Origin of the sequence: Mesorhizobium sp. YC-39 (genome assembly GCF_025753795.1) — a bacterium.
Lineage (GTDB): Bacteria > Pseudomonadota > Alphaproteobacteria > Rhizobiales > Rhizobiaceae > Mesorhizobium.
The window spans coordinates 781,516-799,714 of the sequence record NZ_JAOWPS010000003.1 but is presented as its reverse complement, the minus strand read 5'-3'; the positions used below and the strand labels follow the sequence as shown (position 1 = coordinate 799,714).

Below are 18,199 nucleotides of genomic sequence, written 5' to 3'. Positions count from 1 at the left end.
CATGCGGATCGATTTGTCTCCCACGAGTTGGGGCAGGGTGGTGGCGGTGACCGTTGCCGGCACGGCTGTCTGCATTGCCGCCGCCTTCTTCGTCGACTCCTTCAATTTCCCGTATCTGTCGCCCGAAGCGTTGCTCAGGGCACAACTTACCGACCTTCTTCTGCCCCTGGTTCTGGCCGGGTCGTTCCTGTCTTTCCTGATGTGGAAGATGCGGCAACTGGCCATTGCCAAAAAGGAGCTTACCATCGTCGCGGCGACCGACAGCCTGACGGCGGTGTTCAACCGTGGTGCGTTTTCAATGCTCGTCGAAGCTTATCTTGAACAGGCCCGTGCCCATTCCGTCGTCGACGCCGGCGCGTTGTTGATCGTCGACGCCGACCATTTCAAGACCATCAACGATCGCCTCGGTCACGACTGCGGTGATCAGGCGCTGAAGCTGATCGCCAGGACGATCCAGGGACAGCTTCGCGGCGCCGACATCGTCGGCCGCATTGGCGGCGAGGAATTCGCGGTATTCCTTCCCGGAGCCGACCCGTCACAATCCCAGCTCGTCGCGGAGGGAATACGACGGCGAATCCGGGAAGCTGAATTTTCCCCCGACGGGCAGCCTTGTCCGCTCTCGGTGAGCATCGGCGGCGTCGCCTTCAGCGGGCCGACCACTTATGCCGAAATGTTCGTGGTGGCGGACAGACATCTCTACAAGGCCAAATCGAACGGCCGCGACCAGGTCAGCTTCGAAGCGGCAGGGTCGAGCGGTTTGCCGGTCGGCGACCTGATGACGGTCCATTGAGCTCTTCCCTAGGCTTTGGGCGTAGTGCTGCGTCCGACCGAAAGCCCGCTGGGATCGGCGGGTCAGCTCGCCCTGGCCCATCAACGATCCATTCATCCCTTGGTCATTAATCTAAGGCAGGCCGATCGAACGCATTGGCAGGCATCAGACAAAGCGAGCAACGATGTCCGACCTGATCGATCTCAAGGCGATACTCATCATCGCCCTTATCTTCATTCCGTTGGAGAGGCTCTTGCCCCTCCACGAAGAGCAACCGCTGACGCGGCGGCATTGGCTGAACGACCTTGTCTATCTCCTGGTGAACGGCATCGTGATCAAGATCGGCCTGCTCGTGGTGGTCGGCACTGCCATGCTGGTGCTGCGCCGGTTTATTCCCACGGAGCTTACGCAGGCGGTGCAGTCGCAGCCGATCTGGCTGCAGGCGATCGAGGTGGTGATCCTGGCCGACACTGGTTTTTACCTGGCGCATCGCGCCTTTCACGCCGTGCCGTTCCTGTGGCGGTTCCATTCCATCCACCACAGCATCGAGGAGATGGACTGGCTGGCCGCCCACCGCGTTCATCCCATCGACCAGATCCTGACCAAGTCGGCCTCGTTCCTGCCGGTCTTCGCGCTCGGCTTCTCCAGCCCGGCAATCCTGATCTTCACGCTGCTTTATCAGTGGCAGTCGCTGTTCATCCATTCGAACACGCGCATCAAATTCGGCCCGCTGAAATGGCTGCTGGCCTCGCCGCAATTCCATCATTGGCATCATGCCAACGAGCGCCAGGCCTATGACAAGAATTTCGCCGGCCAGCTGCCCTTGCTCGACATGCTGGGCGGCACCTTATTCATGCCCGACCGGATGCCGGAGAAATATGGCACCGACGATCCGGTGCCGTCGCTCTATCATCAACAGCTTGCCTATCCATTCGTTGGCAGTGCCGAGCCGCTGGCGCCGGTGGCCGATCCCTTGCCCGCCGGCGAGGCGAAGTGATCTTCCGCGCCGAACCGCGGCTGAGCCCAGAGACTTGATTGCCTGATGTCAGGCGGCGTAGCCGCCGAAGCCGCGCGCGACCGGCTTGACCGAGACGGCGGGCTGGGCGCCCGGCCACAGGATGCCTGCCGTCACTGCAAAGGTGATCAGCGCATCGCGCGCCGCCTCGATCGAGATTTCGCCGGCGCGAGCCGCTTCGCAGGCCCTCACCGCCGCGCCATAGCTCAGCCGCCGCCGCGACGGTGGAAATTCGGTCAGGAATTCGTGCATGTCGAACAGCGACGCGATCATACGCTTGTGACCGGCGCCGACGCTGACGGCAACCGGGGTGAAGAACATCCTGTCGTGCATACGGGCCTCTCGATTTGGGCGAAGAAGAAGGCGGACGCCTTTCTTCGGGCTGGGGATCGGACGCGAGGAAACGCGAAAGGGGCCGGGAGGTTCCATGGAATATGAGGGAGTAGGCAGTAGTAGGGCAGTGGCTCCTATTCCCCGTTGCCTACTGCCTACTCCCTTACTCAATAATCCTGCCTTGTTGGCCTAAACAGGATCTCGTTGACGTCGACCTCCTCCGGCTGGCTCATCGCGAAGGCCACCATGCTGGCAAAGGAACTGGCTGGAATGGCCCACCGCTCATACCGCTCGCGAACATCCTTGGCGACGTCGGCTTCGGTGATGCTGTCGGGCAGCTCTGTCGCGACCGCACCTGGCGAAATGATAGTGGAGCGGATGTTGTAGGGTTTCACCTCCTGCCGCAGCCCTTCCGAGATGACGCGTACCGCATGCTTGGTCGCGGCATAGACCGCGCCGCCCGGGCCGACCTTATGGCCGGCGACCGACGACACGTTGATGATGTGGCCACTCTTTTGTGCCTTCATGTGCGGGAGTGCCGCGGCGATGCCGTAAAGCACGCCCTTCAGGTTCACGTCGATCATGCGGTCCCAGTCTTCGACCTTGCCGCGCTCCAGCGGCGAATGCGGCATCAGGCCGGCATTGTTGATGATGACGTCGATGCGGCTATGCGCCTTCACCGTTGTGTCGACGAGATGCTGGACCTGGTCGCGCTGCGTTACGTCCGTCTGCACGACGGCATCCTCGCCGAGCGACAGCTCCGCTGCGAGTGCCCGCAGCCTGTCCAGCCGCCGGGCACCGAGCACCAGCTTGGCGCCTTGACTGGCAAGCAGGCGCGCCGTGGCTTCGCCGAGCCCGCTACTGGCGCCGGTGATGACGACCACCTTGTTTTCAATCCCCACCTTGTTTTCAATCCCTTGTGTCATGATCTTTTCTTTCTGAACTTCGGTTTGCTTAGCGATCGATCCTCGCGGCCTGTTGCGGGGAATAACGCTCCCCCTGCACGGCAATCGCCGAAACCGCGTTTTCGATATTGCGAAGATCTTCTGCCGTCAGCGCAACACCGGTCGATCCAATGTTCTCCTCGAGGCGATGGAGCTTCGTGGTGCCGGGGATCGGAACGATCCAGGGCTTCTGAGCCAGCAACCAGGCGAGCGCGACCTGTGCTGATGTCGCCTTCTTCTCGGTCGCGATCGCGCCGATCGAATCGACCAGCGCCTGGTTCGCCTTGCGCGCCTCCTCCGCAAAGCGGGGGACAGTGTTGCGGAAGTCGCTGCTGTCGAACGTCGTGTCGGCGTTTATGGCGCCGGTGAGGAAGCCCTTGCCCAGTGGGCTGAAGGGCACGAAGCCGATCCCCAGTTCTTCGAGGACCGGCAAGATCGCCTCCTCGGGTTCGCGCCACCAGAGCGAGTATTCGCTTTGCAGCGCGGCGACCGGCTGCACCGCATGCGCGCGCCGGATATTGCGCACGCCCGCCTCGGAGAGGCCGAAATGCTTCACCTTGCCCTGCTGGATCAAGTCCTTCACCGTGCCCGCCACCTCTTCGATAGGCACGACCGGATCGACGCGGTGCTGGTAGAGGAGGTCAATGCGGTCGGTCCTCAGCCGTTTGAGCGACGCCTCGACGACGTCGCGAATATGCTCCGGCCGGCTGTCCATGCCGCTGTGTCCGGCTGTGCCGGGGATATCGATGCCGAATTTCGTGGCGATCACCACTTGGTCGCGGATTGGCTGCAATGCCTCGCCGACGACCTCCTCGTTCTTGAACGGGCCATAGACCTCCGCAGTGTCGAAGAAGGTAACGCCCCGCTCGAACGCCGCCCGGATCAGACGGACCGCATCCGCCGTCTCCATCGGCTGCCCGTAGGAGTGGCTCATCCCCATGCAGCCAAGTCCGATGGCCGAGACTTCCAGGCCGCTGTTGCCAAGTGTGCGCTTTTGCATTGTCTTCTCCTTGTGGTGGAAATGATAAAACGGCCGGCGGATGGGTTGGCCAAAAGAGGGCTGTCGCCGGTGCCCGACACAAGCCTGAATGCCGTTCTTCCAGCCTGAACGCCCTCCGCGGATCAGCCTGGATATTGCTCGTCGCTGACCTTCTCCATCCAATCGACGACCTTGCCGTCGAGCGCTTCGTTGCGTCCCGGCGGCGAAACGGCAGTGCCGCTCATACCTCGGGCAAACCCGAAAGCAGCTTGTCCAACGTGATCGGATAGTCGCGCACGCGCACGCCGGTGGCGTTGTGGATCGCATTGGCGACCGCCGCGCCGACGCCGCACAGGCCGAGCTCGCCGACACCCTTGGCCTTCATCGGCGATGAGATCGGATCGGTCTCGTCGAGGAAGATCACCTCCTGGTGCGGGATGTCGGCATGGACCGGCACCTCATAGCCGGCGAGGTCATGGTTGACGAAGAAGCCGCGGCGCTTGTCGACGGCAAGCTCTTCCATCAGCGCCGCGCCGACGCCCATGGTCATGGCGCCGATGATCTGGCTGCGCGCCGATTTGGGATTGAGGATACGGCCTGCGGCGCACACTGCCAGCATACGCCGGATATGGGTCTCGCCCGTTGCGACGTCGACGCCGACTTCGACGAAATGCGCGACGAAGGTCGATTGCTGGTATTGCTTGCCAAGGTCGCCATATTCTATCGCGTCCTCTGCGACGAGGCCCGCATCGCCTGCAGCTTCGGCCAGCGATCCGGTACGGTTGCCCGAGCGGACTTGCCCTTCCGCGAAAATCGTGTCGGCGGAGTTGAATCCAAGCTTCTGCGCCACCGCCTCACGCAGCTTGATGCACGCGGCATAAACGCCGGCTGTGGAGTTGTTGGCACCCCATTGCCCACCCGAGCCGGCCGAGGCCGGGAAGCTCGAGTCGCCAAGCCGCACCACCACCTTGTCGAGTGGCACGCCCATCATCTCGGCGGCAGTCTGGGCGATAATCGTATAGCTGCCGGTGCCAATATCGGTCATGTCGGTCTCGACCGTGACGACGCCACGATGATCGAGACGCACGCGGGCGGCAGACGTCGTCAACAGATTGTTGCGTAGCCCGGCGGCGACACCCATGCCGATCAGCCAGCGCCCTTCGCGGAGCCGGCCGGGCTTTGCGTTGCGTGTTTTCCAGCCGAAGCGCTCGGCGCCGGTGCGCAGGCATTCGACCAACTGACGCTGAGAGAAGGGTCGGCTAGGATTTTCGGGATCCACCTGAGTATCGTTGAGGACGCGGAATTCGATCGGATCGATCTCGAGCTTTTCGGCCATCTCGTCCATCGCGATCTCCAGCGCCATCAGGCCAGGTGCCTCGCCCGGCGCGCGCATGGCATTGCCTTCGGGCAGGTCGAGGGTCGCGAGCCGCGTCGCCGTCATCCGGTTCGCACCGGCATAGAGCAGACGGGTCTGCTGGACCGCATTCTCCGGTCCGCCACCCGGCAGGTCGCCGGACCAGCTTTCGTGGCCGATCGCGGTGATCTTGCCGTCACGCGTCGCACCGATGCGAATGCGCTGGATCGTTGCCGGCCGGTGCGTGGTGTTGTTGGCAATCAGGGGCCGCGTCAGCGCCACCTTCACCGGCCGCCCGGCAGCGCGCGCGCCGAGCGCGGCGAGCACCGCATCGGCGCGCAGGAACAGCTTGCCGCCGAAGCCGCCGCCGATGAACGGAGAAACAAGGCGAACCTTCTCCCTGGCGATGCCGAGAGTCTGGGCCAGGTCATCCGTGGTCCAGTTGATCATCTGGTTCGAGGTCCAGAGGGTGAGCCTGTCGCCCTCCCAGGCGGCTATCGAGGCATGCGGCTCCATCATCGCATGAGAATGATCGGGCGTGGTGTAGCTTGCATCAAGCTGGATTGGCGCTGCGGCGAACGCACCGGCGAAGTCGCCGACGCCGGAATCAGCCGTGGCATCGAAGCCAGCGGCGGGCTTCCATGAGTCCTTCGCCGCCGCCAGATCGAACATGCCATCCGTGCGGACATAGTCGACGCGGACCAGCTGCGCGGCGGCGCGCGCCTGTTCGAACATCTCGGCAATCACGATGGCGATCGCCTGGTGGTAATGTTCGATGTCGGGACCGCCCAGCAGCTTGGCGGTGTTGAACCTGCCTTTGCCGAGCTTGCCGGCGTTGTCCGCCGTGACGATGGCGAGCACACCGGGCGCGGCTCTGGCGGCTGTCAGATCGATCGAGGCGATGCGCCCCTTGGCAATCGCCGAGCCGACTACATAGCCATAGGCCTGGTTGGGCACGACGTCGTGACGCTCATAGGCATAGGGCGCGGTGCCGGTGGTCTTGAGCGGACCATCGATCCGGTCGACGGGCTGGCCGACGATCCTGAGTTGATCGATCGGGTTGGTGGTGGCGGGGGTATCGAATCTCATCGCTTCAGCCTTTCGCTTCAGCCAGCACCGCGCCGAGCGTGCGCTCGACCAGAGGCAATTTGAATGCGTTCTCTTGGGTTGGCCTGGCCTCGGCGAGCAGCCGCCCGGTGACGGCCTTGGCGCCGCGCGGCATCTCGGCCTCCGCCGCCTCGACGCGCCAGGGCCTGTGCGCCACGCCGCCGAGCGCCACACGCCCGGTCCCGTCGCGCTGCACGATCGCGCCAACCGAGACCAGCGCGAAGGCGTAGGAGGCTCGGTCGCGGACCTTGCGATAGATGTGCTTGCCGCCGACCGGCTTGGGCAGCGTGACCGCGGTGATGAGCTCGCCGGGTACCAGCGTCGTCTCGATGTCCGGCGTGTCACCGGGCAGGCGGTGGAAGTCGGCGATCGCGATGCCGCGCGTCGTGCCGTCGGAGCGCACCGTTTCCACCGTCGCGTCGAGCGCCCGCATTGCCACCGCCATGTCGCTGGGGTGGGTCGCGATGCAGGCATCGCTGGCGCCGATCACCGCCAGCGGGCGGCTGAACCCGCCAATGGCGGCGCAGCCGCTGCCGGGCTGGCGTTTGTTGCACGGCTGGTTGGTGTCGTAGAAATAGGGGCAACGGGTCCGCTGCAGCAGATTGCCAGCGGTCGTCGCCTTGTTGCGAAGCTGGCCGGAGGCGCCCGCGAGCAGCGCGCGCGAGAGCAGGCCGTAGTCGCGCCGCACGCGCTCATCGGCGGCAAGGGCCGTGTTGCGTACCAGCGCGCCTATGCGCAAGCCGCCCTCGGGCGTGGTCTCGATCGTGTCGAGCGCAAGGCCGTTCACGTCGATCAGATGCATCGGCGTCTCGATCTCGAGCTTCATCAAATCGAGCAGGTTGGTGCCGCCGGCAATGAACTTGGCGCCTTCAGTGCGCGCCGCGGCCGCCGCGGCCTCGGCAGGCGAGTGCGCGCGTTCATAGGTGAAGGGTTTCATGCCTCGCTCCTGGCGACTTCGGTGATTGCATCGACGATGTTGGAATAGGCGCCGCAACGGCAGATGTTGCCGCTCATGCGCTCGCGCAGTTCGGCGGCCGTCGTCTGCTGCGGGGCAGTCAAGTCGACACTTGCATGGCTCGGTATACCGGCCTTGATCTCGTTGAGGACGGCCACGGCCGAGCAGATCTGCCCGGGCGTGCAATAGCCGCATTGATAGCCGTCATGCTTCACGAAGGCGGCCTGCATCGGGTGCAGGTTCTCGGGCGTGCCCAACCCTTCTATGGTGGTGATAGTGTCGCCCTCGTGCATCACCGCCAGCGTCAGGCACGAATTGATCCGCTGTCCGTCGACCATCACCGTGCATGCACCGCACTGGCCGTGATCGCAGCCCTTCTTGGTGCCGGTAAGGTGCAAATGCTCGCGCAGCGCATCGAGCAGAGTGGTGCGCGTGTCGAGCGCAAGTTCCCGGTCCGCCCCATTCACGGTGAAGGTCACCTTTGACATCGCAGGCGCTCCGGCGGACGACGGCACTTTGTCAGCGGCAGCCTGTGCATTGGCCACGGATGGCGTCGCTGTCAAAGCCGCTGTCGCGGCTCCGACAATCAACAGGTCGCGTCGGGTTATTTCGAGTTTCTCGGGCATATTGTGTTCCCTGCGTTTGGATATCGTCGAGCTGCTCGATATCGTCGTTGGGACAGGCCGTTACAGCAGGTTGGTTCTGATCCTGCCGGCAAAGCCGGTTTTCGCGCGCCGGGAGGTCATTGCACCGGACGTTCATTCACTTAGGTTCTCCTCCACTTTTGATTAGTGGTCGATCAGCGATAGGTCTTATGAATCTGGCTCATGAAAGACTGGGCCGATGCCCCTTAGATAATGGAGGCATACCTTCGTCCGGCTTGCGGCGACCTTGTCTCGTGACCCATGGCCGGATTTAACGGCTGCGGCGGCGAAGGGGTGAGGTGGTATAATGCGTACACACTCATGAGGATGCTTCATATATGCCGCGCCGGACCGTCAACGATCTCATCGCCTTCCTGGCTGTCGCGAAGGAGCGGAGTTTCACCAGGGCGGCAGCGCAGCTCGGCGTTTCGCAGTCCGCGCTCAGCCACACGGTTCGAGGGCTGGAAGAGCGGCTCGGGCTCCGGTTGCTGACCCGCACCACACGCAGCGTCTCGCCGACTGAAGCCGGCGAGCGCCTGCTTAAAACCGTTGGCCCGCGGTTTGAGGAGATCGAGACGGAGCTCGCCGCGCTGAGCGAGCTGCGCGACAAGCCTGCCGGCACCATCCGCATAACGGCCGGCGAACATGCCGCCGACACGGTGCTCTGGCCTGCTCTGGCGAGACTTTTGCCTGACTATCCCGATATCAAGGTCGAGATCATTGTCGACTACGGCCTCACCGATATCGTCGCCGAGCGCTATGACGCCGGCGTCCGTCTTGGCGAGCAGGTGGCAAAGGACATGATCGCCGTGCGCATCGGACCGGACATGCGCATGGCGGTCGTCGGCGCACCCGCCTATTTCTCCAGGCGCAAGCCACCAAAGACGCCGCAGGACCTGACAGCGCACACCTGCATCAATCTGCGGCTACCGACCCATGGCGGGCTCTATGCCTGGGAGTTCGAGAAGAACGGGCGCGAGATCAAGGTGCGGGTGGAAGGGCAGCTAGTCTTCAACACCTCTGCGCTCAGGCTGAACGCGGTGCTGGCCGGGTTCGGTCTGGCCTACCTGCCCGAGGATCAGGTGCGGGCTCACATCGCGGAAGGGCGGCTTGTTCACGTGCTCGCCGACTGGTGTCCGCCTTTTTCAGGCTGCCATCTCTATTACCCGAGCCGCAGGCAGCAGTCGCCGGCCTTCGCCGTGCTGGTCGATGCATTGCGGTATCGGGGAGGGGAGTAGTGAATAGTTATCGGATCTTACTCACTACTCACCTCTACTTCCACATGCCGCGCATGCGGGCGCCGAGATCGATGCGAACCTGCGGCTGGCGGCGCGGATCGTCTTTTGCCTGGACACTTGCCCACGCCGTCTGCTCGAAGGCGCCGAGGATCGAGGCTGGGATGAAGCGGCTGCGCGCGGCAAAGACATGGCGGTCGCCGCGCGCCGCCTGGCCATGCACGAAAAAACGCTGCGGCATGACCAGGTGCAGGCTGTCCTTGGCCCGCGTCATCGCCACGTAGAGCAGGCGACGCTCCTCGTCGATTTCTTCCTTCGAGCCGACGCCGAGGTCGATCGGAATGCAGCCGTCGACGGTATTGAGCACGAAGACATTCTTCCACTCCTGGCCCTTGGCCGAATGAATGGTCGACAGGATCAGATAATCCTCGTCGCGATGCGGCTGGCCGGCCTCGTCGCTGGTCGCGTCCGGCGGATCGAGCGTCAGCTCGGTGAGGAAGCGCTCGCGCGAGGCATAGCCCGCGGCGATCTGTTCGAGCTGCAAAAGGTCGGCCCGGCGCATCGTTGCATCCTCGTGGATGCGTTCCAGATGCGGTTCGTACCAGAGCCTGATCTGTTCGAGGTCGGCCGGCCATTTCTTCGACCCGGCCCGAAGTTGCGAGAACAGCGCGACGAAACCCGGCCAGTCGTCGGCGGCCCTTTGTGGTGGCCGATAGCGGGCAAGCCCCATTGCTTCGTCGAGCGAGGTTGCCATCGTCTCGACGATGGCATTGGCCGCCGAAGGCCCGATGCCGGGCAGAAGTTGCAGCACGCGAAAACCGGCGACGCGGTCGCGCGGGTTCTCAGCGAAGCGCAACACGGCCAGCATATCCTTGACATGGGCGGCATCGAGGAACTTGAGGCCGCCGAACTTGACGAACGGGATGTTGCGGCGCGTCAGCTCGATCTCCAGCGGCCCGCTGTGGTGCGAGGCGCGGAACAGCACGGCTTGCGCCTTCAACGCCGTGCCGGCCTCGCGTTCGGCCAGGATCGCCTGGCAGACGTAACTCGCCTGCTCGGTCTCGTCGCGGACATTGACCAGTTTCGGCTTTTCCGCCGATTTGCGCTCCGACCACAGGTTCTTCGTAAAACGCTCCGACGCCTCGCCGATGACCGCGTTGGCGGCGGCCAGAATGGTCACGGTGGAGCGGTAGTTGCGCTCCAGCATGACGATCTCGGCGGCCCGCGCGAACTGCTTGGGGAAATCGAGGATGTTGCGCACTTCCGCCGCGCGAAACGAATAGATCGACTGCGCGTCGTCGCCGACCACCGTCAGGCCCGACCCGTCGGGCTTGAGCGCCGTCAGGATCGAGGCTTGCAGCCGGTTTGTGTCCTGGTATTCGTCGACCAGCACATGATCGAAACGCCTGCCGAGATGTGCTGCGATCTCAGGCTCACTGGCCATCTGCGCCCAATAGAGCAGCAGATCGTCGTAATCGAGCACGTTCTGCGCCTGCTTGGCCTCGACATAGCGAGCAAACAGCGTCTTCAGCTGATCGGCCCAGCCCGCACACCACGGAAACACCGAACCCAGAATCTCGCCAAGTGGCGCCTGGGCGTTGACGGCGCGCGAATAGATCGCCAGGCACGTGCCCTTTGTCGGGAAACGGGCTTCGGTCTTGGAGAAGCCGAGTTCGTGCCTGACAAGGTTCATCAGGTCGGCTGAATCCTCGCGGTCATGGATGGTGAAGGCCGGGTCAAGGCCGATCTCCAAAGCATAGTCGCGCAACAGCCTGGCGCCGATGCCGTGGAACGTCCCGGCCCAGCTCAGCGCGTCGGTGATGACTGCGGCATCGCGGCCCAGTACCTCGCCGGCGATGCGCTCGACGCGCTTGGCCATTTCGGAAGCGGCACGGCGCGAAAACGTCATCAAAAGGATGCGGCGCGGGTCGGCACCCCTAACGATCAGATGCGCGACGCGATGCGCCAGCGTGCTGGTCTTGCCGGAACCGGCGCCGGCAATCACCAGCAGCGGCCCGGCCACCATGCCGTCGCCATATTCGACCGCCAGCCGCTGCTCGGCGTTCAGCTTGGCAAGATAGGCAGGCATGAAGGTCGAATCACGGGCAGCGAGGTTCATTGCCCATCAAGCATCGTTTCTGCTTTGTTCGCAACGGTTTCAGCGGTAGCGGGTTCAGTTTGAAATCTGCGAACTATTGTGCCGCCAAACCTTATATGCCGAAACGACCAGGATTGCGGCCAAGGCTGGCAACAGGACTTGCTCGGGCGCCATGCCAAGCAGCAAGCCCCCGATGAATGTTCCGACAATTGAACCGGCTGCCATGACAACCAGAAACACCTTGTTTCTGCCGATGACAGAAAAGCTTTGATCTCGGCTGTAGCGAGTGAAGCCTACCAGCATCGTCGGCAGGCTCACGGCGAGCGACAGTGAGCCCGCCAGCTTGATATCGGCACCAAACAGAAGGACCAGCGTCGGAATGAACAATTCGCCGCCAGCCACGCCCAAGAGTGACGCGACCACGCCGATTGCAAAGCCTGCGATGATGCCGGCAACGACCAGTGTCGCGCCATTGAATAGTGGCGATCCTGTCGCGCCCGGATCGTGACCAAAGACCAGAACGACAGCGATCAACATCAGCAGGCCGGCAATCACCTTGTAGAGCGTTTCAGACTTCAATTGCGTTGCCCATCCTGCCCCGAACCATGCACCTAGAAGGCTGCCGGCCAACAGGTTGACGATGATGGGCCATTGTCCCGCAACAGCGCCTAGCGGCACCGTGGCGGCCCGGAACGGCAGCGCCGTTGCGACGACAACAAGACTGGTTGCCTTGTTCAAGATCACCGCTTCAAGCGCGGCGAAGCGAAACAGGCCGATCAGGAACGGCAGGCGAAACTCGGCACCGCCAAGTCCGATCAGCCCGCCGAGCGAACCAACGCCAGTTCCAACGATGAATGATAACACGCCGCGTTGAGCCATCAGCCTATATGCAGCGACGCCAATGAGCCTTTCAATGGGCGCGCTGCAGCAACCCATCGGTTTTTCGGTAGGAGGCACACGACTTGCATTCACCGAAGGAAGCTCTTGGCGGAGAGAATCTATGGCTGCGCGAGCATCGCTCCTATCGCTGGGGTTCTACCCCCATCGCCGCCGACTGGCGCCGCAGCGCCTCGCGATCATCCTGCGGCGGCGGCAGGAACGGATCGAAATCGTCGGGCACCTCGTCAATCACCTTTTTGGTGATGCGGTAGGCCGCGTAGGCGATAGCTCCGGCTATGAGCAGGCGGATCATGATCGCACTCCTCCATTGGTATGAACCAACCGGAGAGGCGGCGTTTTGTTCCCTGTTTCTCCAAACGAGGCCAGGTTTCTCCAAACAAGGCGACGCAACCAAATCGGTACCGTCTCGTTTGCCCCCAAAGGAAGAGGTTGGGCGAGAGGAGGTTGCGATGATGAAGTTCTCAATCCCGCTGGCTTTGACGGCTGCGCTGGCTGTCGCGGCTTGCGACAATAACATTCCGCCGACCAAGGCCCCCGTCGATCAAAACCCGCAAGTTGACAAGAACCCGGTGCCCAAGTCGACAACCGGCGGTGACGCCACCGGCACAGTGACTACAGTGAGAACGATGGCCGGCGCCGCTTGGGAGGGGATGGATGGCGCCGGCCAGGCGGGTATCAGATCCGCCGCACAGCAGAGATAGCTGAGTCTTGCCCCTGCGTCATGGCGTGATCGCGGAAGACCAGCCGCCTTCCACCGGTAACAAGCTTCGGAGATGGGAATCCGACGGCGTCGAACAGTCTGCGTCGGTCGTTTTCACGCACTATGCGACCGAACCGGCGCGCAAGGCCTTGCGAAGCGCCGACGTCCTGTGCGAAAGCGCGGCCATGCTGATCATCAATGACCTTTCGCTGCGCATGGCCGGACGCCTGCTTCTCGACCATGCCTCGCTGACCTTGCCGGCCGGCACCAAGGCCGGGCTTGTCGGCCGCAACGGCACCGGCAAGACGACTTTGTTCAAGGCGATCACCGGCGATTTTCCGTCCGAGACCGGTTCGATCAGCCTGCCGAAGAACACCCGCATCGGCCAGGTCGCGCAGGAAGCGCCGGGCACCGAAGAGCCGCTGATCGAGATCGTGCTCAAGGCCGATGTCGAGCGCACGGCGCTGCTCGAAGAGGAAAAAACGGCGACCGATCCGCACCGCATCGCCGACATCCACATGCGGCTGGCCGACATCGACGCGCATTCCGCCGAATCGCGCGCGGCCACCATCCTTGCTGGCCTCGGCTTCGACGACGCGGCGCAGCGTCGCCCGGCCTCGTCCTTTTCCGGCGGCTGGCGCATGCGTGTGGCGCTCGCCGCGGTGCTGTTTTCCGAGCCGGATCTGCTGTTGCTCGACGAGCCGACCAACTATCTCGACCTCGAAGGCACGCTGTGGCTGGAGAACTACGTCTCGAAATATCCGCATACCGTGCTCCTGATCTCGCATGATCGCGATCTGCTCAACCGCGCCGTCAACTCGATCGTCCATCTTGACCAGAAGAAGCTGACCTTCTGGCGTGGCGGCTACGACCAGTTCGAGCGGCAATACACCGAGCAGCGCGAGTTGCAGGAGAAGGGCCGCGTCAAGCAGGAAGCGGCGCGCAAGCATATGGAATCCTTCGTCGAGCGCTTCCGCGCCAAGGCTTCGAAGGCAAGGCAGGCACAGTCGCGCATCAAGGCGCTGGAGAAGATGAAGCCGATCGCCGCGATCGTGAACGACACGGTGCGGCCGTTCTCCTTTCCCGAGCCGGTGAAGACAGTGGCCTCGCCGATCATTGCGCTGAACGGTGTCAATGTCGGCTACACCGAGGGTCAGCCGATCCTGAAGAAGATGACACTGCGCATCGACGCCGACGACCGCATCGCGCTGCTCGGCGCCAATGGCAACGGCAAGTCGACCTTCGCCAAGCTTTTGTCGGGCCGTCTGAAGCAGGAGACCGGCACCATGACGGTGGCGCCAGGCTTGAAAGTGGCGATCTTCGCCCAGCACCAGCTCGACGATCTCCGGCCGGAGGAAAACGCCTATGAGCATGTCCGCCGGTTGATGCCGGAGGCGCCGGAATCGAAGGTGCGTGGCCGCGTCGCCCAGTTCGGCCTCACCACCGAAAAGATGAACACCGCCGCCAAGGACCTCTCCGGTGGCGAAAAGGCGCGGCTCTTGATGGGCCTCTCGGCCTTCGAGGGGCCGAACCTGTTCATCCTCGACGAACCGACCAACCATCTCGACATCGACAGCCGTGAATCGCTGATCCATGCGCTGAACGAGTTTCCCGGCGCCGTCATCCTGATCTCGCACGATCGCCATCTGCTTGAGGCGACCGCAGACCGCCTGTGGCTGGTCAAGGACGGTGCGGTCAATCCCTATGACGGCGACCTCGAGGACTATAAGACGCTGGTGACAGGCGTATCCGGCGACCGCCGCGGCAAGCGCGAGGCGGAAAAGGCCTCGAAGGCCGACCGTCGCCGCGATGCGGCAGCGCGCCGTGCTGCCTTCGAGCCGCTGGCCAAGGAAATCCGCGCCACCGAAGCGCTGATGGACCGCATCCGCAAGCGCATCGACCTGATCGAGGACGAGCTCGCCAATCCGGCGGTCTATGAAAAGGATCCGTCGACGGCGACGCGGCTGGCCAAGGAACGTTCGCAGCTCGCGCAACAACTGGCTGGCCACGAGGAGAAATGGCTGTCGATGTCGGCCGAGTACGAGGAAGGCACGGCGGAGTAGGAGGTCCTTGTCCCCGCAAGGGCGTGGCACGATTGTGAGGTAGAAAACTCATCTTCAAAGGCGGACTGTTGAGCAAAACTGGCCCTACACGTGCCCTGCCAAAGTCGCTAAACGTGGAATCATGAATCAGCATGCCAAGCTCAGGATCGGCCATTCGGCCTGTCCGCATGATTGCCCGTCGACCTGCGCGCTCGAAGTCGAGTTGCTCGATGCAAGGCGCATCGGCCGCATCCATGGCGCCAAGGCCAACAGCTACACATCAGGCGTCATCTGCGCCAAGGTCGCCCGCTATGCCGACCGCATCCATCACCCCGACCGCCTGCTGAAGCCGCTGGTGCGGGCCGGAGCCAAGGGCGACGGCGCCTGGAAGGAATCGAGCTGGGAGGCGGCGCTCGACCTCGTCGCCGAGAAGTTGATTGCCGCCGAGGCGAAGTACGGCTCGGAGACGGTCTGGCCATACTACTATGCCGGCACGATGGGGCTGGTGCAGCGCGACGGCATCGAACGGTTGCGCCATGCGAAAAGATATTCTGGTTTCTTCGGATCGATCTGCACCAATCTGGCCTGGACCGGCTGGATGATGGGGGCAGGCGCCCTACGCGGCCCCGATCCGCGCGAGATGGGCAAATCCGACTGCGTGGTGATCTGGGGCACCAATGCCGTGGTCACTCAAGTCAATGTCATGACTCATGCCATCAAGGCGCGCAAGGAACGCGGCGCCAAGATCGTCGTCATCGACGTCTATCAAAACGCGACGATGAAGCAGGCCGATCTGGGCCTGGTACTGAAGCCAGGCACCGATGGCGCGCTGGCCTGCGCGGTGATGCATGTGCTGTTCCGCGAGGATCTTGCCGACCGCGCCTATCTGGAAAGGTACACGGACGATCCCAAGGGGCTGGAAGCGCATCTGCGGACAAAAACGCCGGAATGGGCAGCCGCGATCACCGGGCTTTCAGTCGCCGAGATCGAAGCCTTTGCCCGCCTCGTCGGTACGACGAAGAAGACCTATTTCCGCCTGGGCTACGGCTTTTCGCGCCAGCGCAACGGCTCGGTCAACATGCATGCCGCGGCCTCTATCGCGGCGGTCACCGGCTGCTGGCAGTATGAGGGCGGCGGCGCCTTCCATTCCAATTCGGGTATCTTCAAGCTTAACCAGGAGGTGCTGGAAGGCACGAAGATGCGCGATCCGTCGATCCGCCACCTCGACCATTCGCGCATCGGACCAGTGCTGACCGGCGCAAAGGATGCGCTCTATGGCGGCCCGCCGGTGACGGCGCTGCTGATCCAGAACACCAATCCGGCCAATGTCGCGCCGGAACAGCGGCTGGTGAAGCAAGGCTTCCTGCGCGACGATCTTTTCACCTGCGTGCATGAGCAGTTCATGACCGATACGGCGAAGTTCGCCGATGTCGTGCTGCCGGCGACGATGTTCCTGGAGCATGACGACATCTACAAGGGCGGCGGCAACCAGCACATCACGCTGGGGCCGAAGCTGATCGAGCCGCCGGAAGGGCCGCGCACCAACCATTTCGTCATCGAGGAGCTGGGCAAGCGCCTCGACGTCGCCGACATGCCGGGCTTTGGCCTGACCGAGCAGCAGCATATCGACATCATCCTGGGTAAGCGTGGGCTGGGCAGTTTCGACAGTCTGAAGGAAGACAAATGGGTCGACCTGCAGCCGGATTTCGAGGACGCGCATTTCATCACCGGTTTCGGCCACGCCGACAGGAAGTTCCATTTCCGCGCCAACTGGACCGGGCAGGCGGCGCCCAACCGGCCGCCGAAAAGCATGGGCCTGTTCGGGCCTGTGGAGCAGTTGCCGGAATTTCCCGATCATGTCGACCTGATCGAAGTCGCGGACGAGGCGCATCCCTTCCGGTTGACGACCTCGCCGGCCCGCAATTTCCTCAACTCGACCTTTGCCGAGACGCCGGTGTCCAAAGCCAGGGAAAGGCGGCCGGAACTCCTGCTGCATCCGGACGACGCGGCCGCCCTCGGGCTCGCCGAGGGCGGCCGCGTCGAGGTCGGCAATCAGCGCGGCGAAATCGTGTTGCACGCAAAACTGTTCGACGGCATCAAGCGCGGCGTGGTGGTGGCAGAAGGCATCTGGCCGAACAGCGCCCATGAGCGCGGCGAGGGCATCAACGTGTTGACTGGCGCCGACGCGCCGGCGCCCTATGGTGGTGCTGCTGTGCACGACAACAAGGTCTGGCTGCGGGCGCTTTGACGGGATCGCCTGCCTTGTACCAACCGCCGATCAGGATCGCCATCGCAGGCGCTCGCGGCCGCATGGGCCGGCAGATGATCGAGGCCGTCGAGGCCGACCGGCGGCTGACGCTTGCCGCCTGCTTCCATCGGCCCGATGTTGCCGGCGACGGACTGGTCAGCCGAGACGAGGCGCTGGCTGCCGCCGATGTGGTTATCGACTTCACCACGCCTGCCGCCTCGGCTGCGTTGGCGCAGAGCTGCGCCGCGCGTGGCGGTCCGGCGCTGGTCATCGGCTCGACCGGCTTCGACGCCGCCGCGCTTGCCACCATCGCAACTGCGTCGAAAACGATCGCTATCGTGCGCGCCGGCAGTTATTCGCTCGGCCTCAACATGCTGGTCGGCCTGGTCGAGCAAGCGGCGAGGGTACTTGGCCCCGGCGACTGCGATATCGAAATCTTGGAGGCGCACCATCGTCACAAAGTCGATGCGCCGTCCGGCACGGCGCTGATGCTGGGCGAGGCCGCCGCCAGGGGACGCGGCGTCGAACTGGACGCAGTCACAAGGCGCGATGGTATCACCGGCGCCCGCCCGCAAGGCGAGATCGGCTTTGCGGTGCTGCGCGGCGGCGGCATTGTCGGCGAGCACAGTGTCTCCTTCTGCGCCGAAAGTGAGATCGTGACGCTCGCGCATGCGGCGCAGGACCGCTCGATGTTCGCGCGCGGCGCCATCGCCGCCGCGTTGTGGGTAGCCGGGCGTCGGCCTGGTGAATACGATATGCGCGATGTGCTGGGGTTTGGCTGAACAATAAGCCCTGCCGAGTCATCCGCGCTTCGCAGATCCTCCCCATCGGTAATGATTTGACATGAAACCGAACCGTTCGGTTCGATTTATGTTG

The 18,199-nt window shown here is 63.5% G+C and carries 16 protein-coding genes; 7 read left to right on the top strand and 9 right to left on the bottom strand.

Going from position 1 to position 18,199, the window contains the following annotated elements:
- Window position 1 precedes the first annotated feature (1 nt).
- Complete coding sequence (locus OHD62_RS20715) at window positions 2–790, top strand: GGDEF domain-containing protein (RefSeq protein ID WP_263785904.1); 789 nt, start codon at window positions 2–4, stop codon at window positions 788–790.
- A gap of 163 nt (window positions 791–953) precedes the next feature.
- Entirely contained in the window at window positions 954–1,766 is an 813-nt protein-coding gene (locus OHD62_RS20710; protein ID WP_263785903.1) for a sterol desaturase family protein, read from the top strand.
- A 48-nt stretch (window positions 1,767–1,814) separates the two neighbouring features.
- Here OHD62_RS20710 and OHD62_RS20705 read toward each other — a convergent pair whose 3' ends face one another.
- From OHD62_RS20705 to paoA, 6 genes are all read right to left on the bottom strand, one after another.
- A complete protein-coding gene (locus OHD62_RS20705; protein ID WP_263785901.1) occupies window positions 1,815–2,117 on the bottom strand; it encodes a DUF982 domain-containing protein in 303 nt (100 codons plus the stop codon).
- A 167-nt stretch (window positions 2,118–2,284) separates the two neighbouring features.
- Window positions 2,285–3,043: an SDR family oxidoreductase gene (locus tag OHD62_RS20700; protein ID WP_263785899.1), complete on the bottom strand. Its 759-nt coding sequence runs from the start codon at window positions 3,041–3,043 to the stop codon at window positions 2,285–2,287.
- Between the two features lie 28 nt (window positions 3,044–3,071).
- Window positions 3,072–4,061 (bottom strand): aldo/keto reductase, encoded by a 990-nt coding sequence (locus OHD62_RS20695; RefSeq protein WP_263785897.1) that lies wholly within the window; start codon window positions 4,059–4,061, stop codon window positions 3,072–3,074.
- Window positions 4,062–4,281: 220 nt separating this feature from the next.
- Window positions 4,282–6,483 (bottom strand): aldehyde oxidoreductase molybdenum-binding subunit PaoC, encoded by a 2,202-nt coding sequence (gene paoC / locus OHD62_RS20685; protein WP_263785895.1) that lies wholly within the window; start codon window positions 6,481–6,483, stop codon window positions 4,282–4,284.
- 4 nt (window positions 6,484–6,487) lie between these two features.
- On the bottom strand, window positions 6,488–7,438 hold the full coding sequence (locus OHD62_RS20680) for an FAD binding domain-containing protein (RefSeq protein WP_263785893.1): 951 nt from the start codon (window positions 7,436–7,438) through the stop codon (window positions 6,488–6,490).
- A complete protein-coding gene (gene paoA, locus OHD62_RS20675) occupies window positions 7,435–8,082 on the bottom strand; it encodes an aldehyde dehydrogenase iron-sulfur subunit PaoA (protein ID WP_263785891.1) in 648 nt (215 codons plus the stop codon). Before paoA ends, OHD62_RS20680 begins: the two co-directional genes overlap by 4 nt.
- Window positions 8,083–8,438: 356 nt before the next feature.
- Between paoA and OHD62_RS20670 the strand changes: the two genes are divergently transcribed.
- On the top strand, window positions 8,439–9,338 hold the full coding sequence (locus OHD62_RS20670; protein WP_263785889.1) for a LysR family transcriptional regulator: 900 nt from the start codon (window positions 8,439–8,441) through the stop codon (window positions 9,336–9,338).
- A 34-nt stretch (window positions 9,339–9,372) separates the two neighbouring features.
- Here OHD62_RS20670 and OHD62_RS20665 read toward each other — a convergent pair whose 3' ends face one another.
- The 3 genes from OHD62_RS20665 to OHD62_RS20655 form a co-directional block, all read right to left on the bottom strand.
- A complete protein-coding gene (locus OHD62_RS20665; RefSeq protein ID WP_263785887.1) occupies window positions 9,373–11,454 on the bottom strand; it encodes an ATP-dependent helicase in 2,082 nt (693 codons plus the stop codon).
- 54 nt (window positions 11,455–11,508) lie between these two features.
- Complete coding sequence (locus OHD62_RS20660; RefSeq protein WP_263785885.1) at window positions 11,509–12,312, bottom strand: sulfite exporter TauE/SafE family protein; 804 nt, start codon at window positions 12,310–12,312, stop codon at window positions 11,509–11,511.
- A 142-nt stretch (window positions 12,313–12,454) separates the two neighbouring features.
- A complete protein-coding gene (locus tag OHD62_RS20655) occupies window positions 12,455–12,625 on the bottom strand; it encodes a hypothetical protein (RefSeq protein WP_263785883.1) in 171 nt (56 codons plus the stop codon).
- A 157-nt stretch (window positions 12,626–12,782) separates the two neighbouring features.
- Here OHD62_RS20655 and OHD62_RS20650 point away from each other — a divergent pair, with 157 nt between their 5' ends.
- From OHD62_RS20650 to dapB, 4 genes are all read left to right on the top strand, one after another.
- Window positions 12,783–13,034 carry a hypothetical protein gene (locus OHD62_RS20650; protein ID WP_263786846.1) on the top strand — a complete coding sequence of 84 codons (252 nt, stop codon included), beginning with the start codon at window positions 12,783–12,785 and terminating at the stop codon, window positions 13,032–13,034.
- 184 nt (window positions 13,035–13,218) lie between these two features.
- Complete coding sequence (locus OHD62_RS20645; RefSeq protein WP_263786831.1) at window positions 13,219–15,096, top strand: ABC-F family ATP-binding cassette domain-containing protein; 1,878 nt, start codon at window positions 13,219–13,221, stop codon at window positions 15,094–15,096.
- 121 nt (window positions 15,097–15,217) lie between these two features.
- Complete coding sequence (locus tag OHD62_RS20640; RefSeq protein ID WP_263785881.1) at window positions 15,218–17,323, top strand: molybdopterin-dependent oxidoreductase; 2,106 nt, start codon at window positions 15,218–15,220, stop codon at window positions 17,321–17,323.
- A gap of 14 nt (window positions 17,324–17,337) precedes the next feature.
- Window positions 17,338–18,105 (top strand): 4-hydroxy-tetrahydrodipicolinate reductase, encoded by a 768-nt coding sequence (gene dapB, locus OHD62_RS20635; RefSeq protein ID WP_263785879.1) that lies wholly within the window; start codon window positions 17,338–17,340, stop codon window positions 18,103–18,105.
- The last annotated feature ends 94 nt before the right edge of the window (window positions 18,106–18,199 follow it).

What these genes read in the sequence shown, in the direction of transcription:
- OHD62_RS20715 (WP_263785904.1), top strand. Translation starts at nt 2, where the DNA reads ATGCGGATCGATTTGTCTCCCACGAGTTGGGGCAGGGTGGTGGCGGTG.
- OHD62_RS20710 (WP_263785903.1), top strand. Translation starts at nt 954, where the DNA reads ATGTCCGACCTGATCGATCTCAAGGCGATACTCATCATCGCCCTTATC.
- OHD62_RS20705 (WP_263785901.1), bottom strand. Translation starts at nt 2,117, where the DNA reads ATGCACGACAGGATGTTCTTCACCCCGGTTGCCGTCAGCGTCGGCGCC.
- OHD62_RS20700 (WP_263785899.1), bottom strand. Translation starts at nt 3,043, where the DNA reads ATGACACAAGGGATTGAAAACAAGGTGGGGATTGAAAACAAGGTGGTC.
- OHD62_RS20695 (WP_263785897.1), bottom strand. Translation starts at nt 4,061, where the DNA reads ATGCAAAAGCGCACACTTGGCAACAGCGGCCTGGAAGTCTCGGCCATC.
- paoC (WP_263785895.1), bottom strand. Translation starts at nt 6,483, where the DNA reads ATGAGATTCGATACCCCCGCCACCACCAACCCGATCGATCAACTCAGG.
- OHD62_RS20680 (WP_263785893.1), bottom strand. Translation starts at nt 7,438, where the DNA reads ATGAAACCCTTCACCTATGAACGCGCGCACTCGCCTGCCGAGGCCGCG.
- paoA (WP_263785891.1), bottom strand. Translation starts at nt 8,082, where the DNA reads ATGCCCGAGAAACTCGAAATAACCCGACGCGACCTGTTGATTGTCGGA.
- OHD62_RS20670 (WP_263785889.1), top strand. Translation starts at nt 8,439, where the DNA reads ATGCCGCGCCGGACCGTCAACGATCTCATCGCCTTCCTGGCTGTCGCG.
- OHD62_RS20665 (WP_263785887.1), bottom strand. Translation starts at nt 11,454, where the DNA reads ATGAACCTCGCTGCCCGTGATTCGACCTTCATGCCTGCCTATCTTGCC.
- OHD62_RS20660 (WP_263785885.1), bottom strand. Translation starts at nt 12,312, where the DNA reads ATGGCTCAACGCGGCGTGTTATCATTCATCGTTGGAACTGGCGTTGGT.
- OHD62_RS20655 (WP_263785883.1), bottom strand. Translation starts at nt 12,625, where the DNA reads ATGATCCGCCTGCTCATAGCCGGAGCTATCGCCTACGCGGCCTACCGC.
- OHD62_RS20650 (WP_263786846.1), top strand. Translation starts at nt 12,783, where the DNA reads ATGATGAAGTTCTCAATCCCGCTGGCTTTGACGGCTGCGCTGGCTGTC.
- OHD62_RS20645 (WP_263786831.1), top strand. Translation starts at nt 13,219, where the DNA reads ATGCTGATCATCAATGACCTTTCGCTGCGCATGGCCGGACGCCTGCTT.
- OHD62_RS20640 (WP_263785881.1), top strand. Translation starts at nt 15,218, where the DNA reads ATGAATCAGCATGCCAAGCTCAGGATCGGCCATTCGGCCTGTCCGCAT.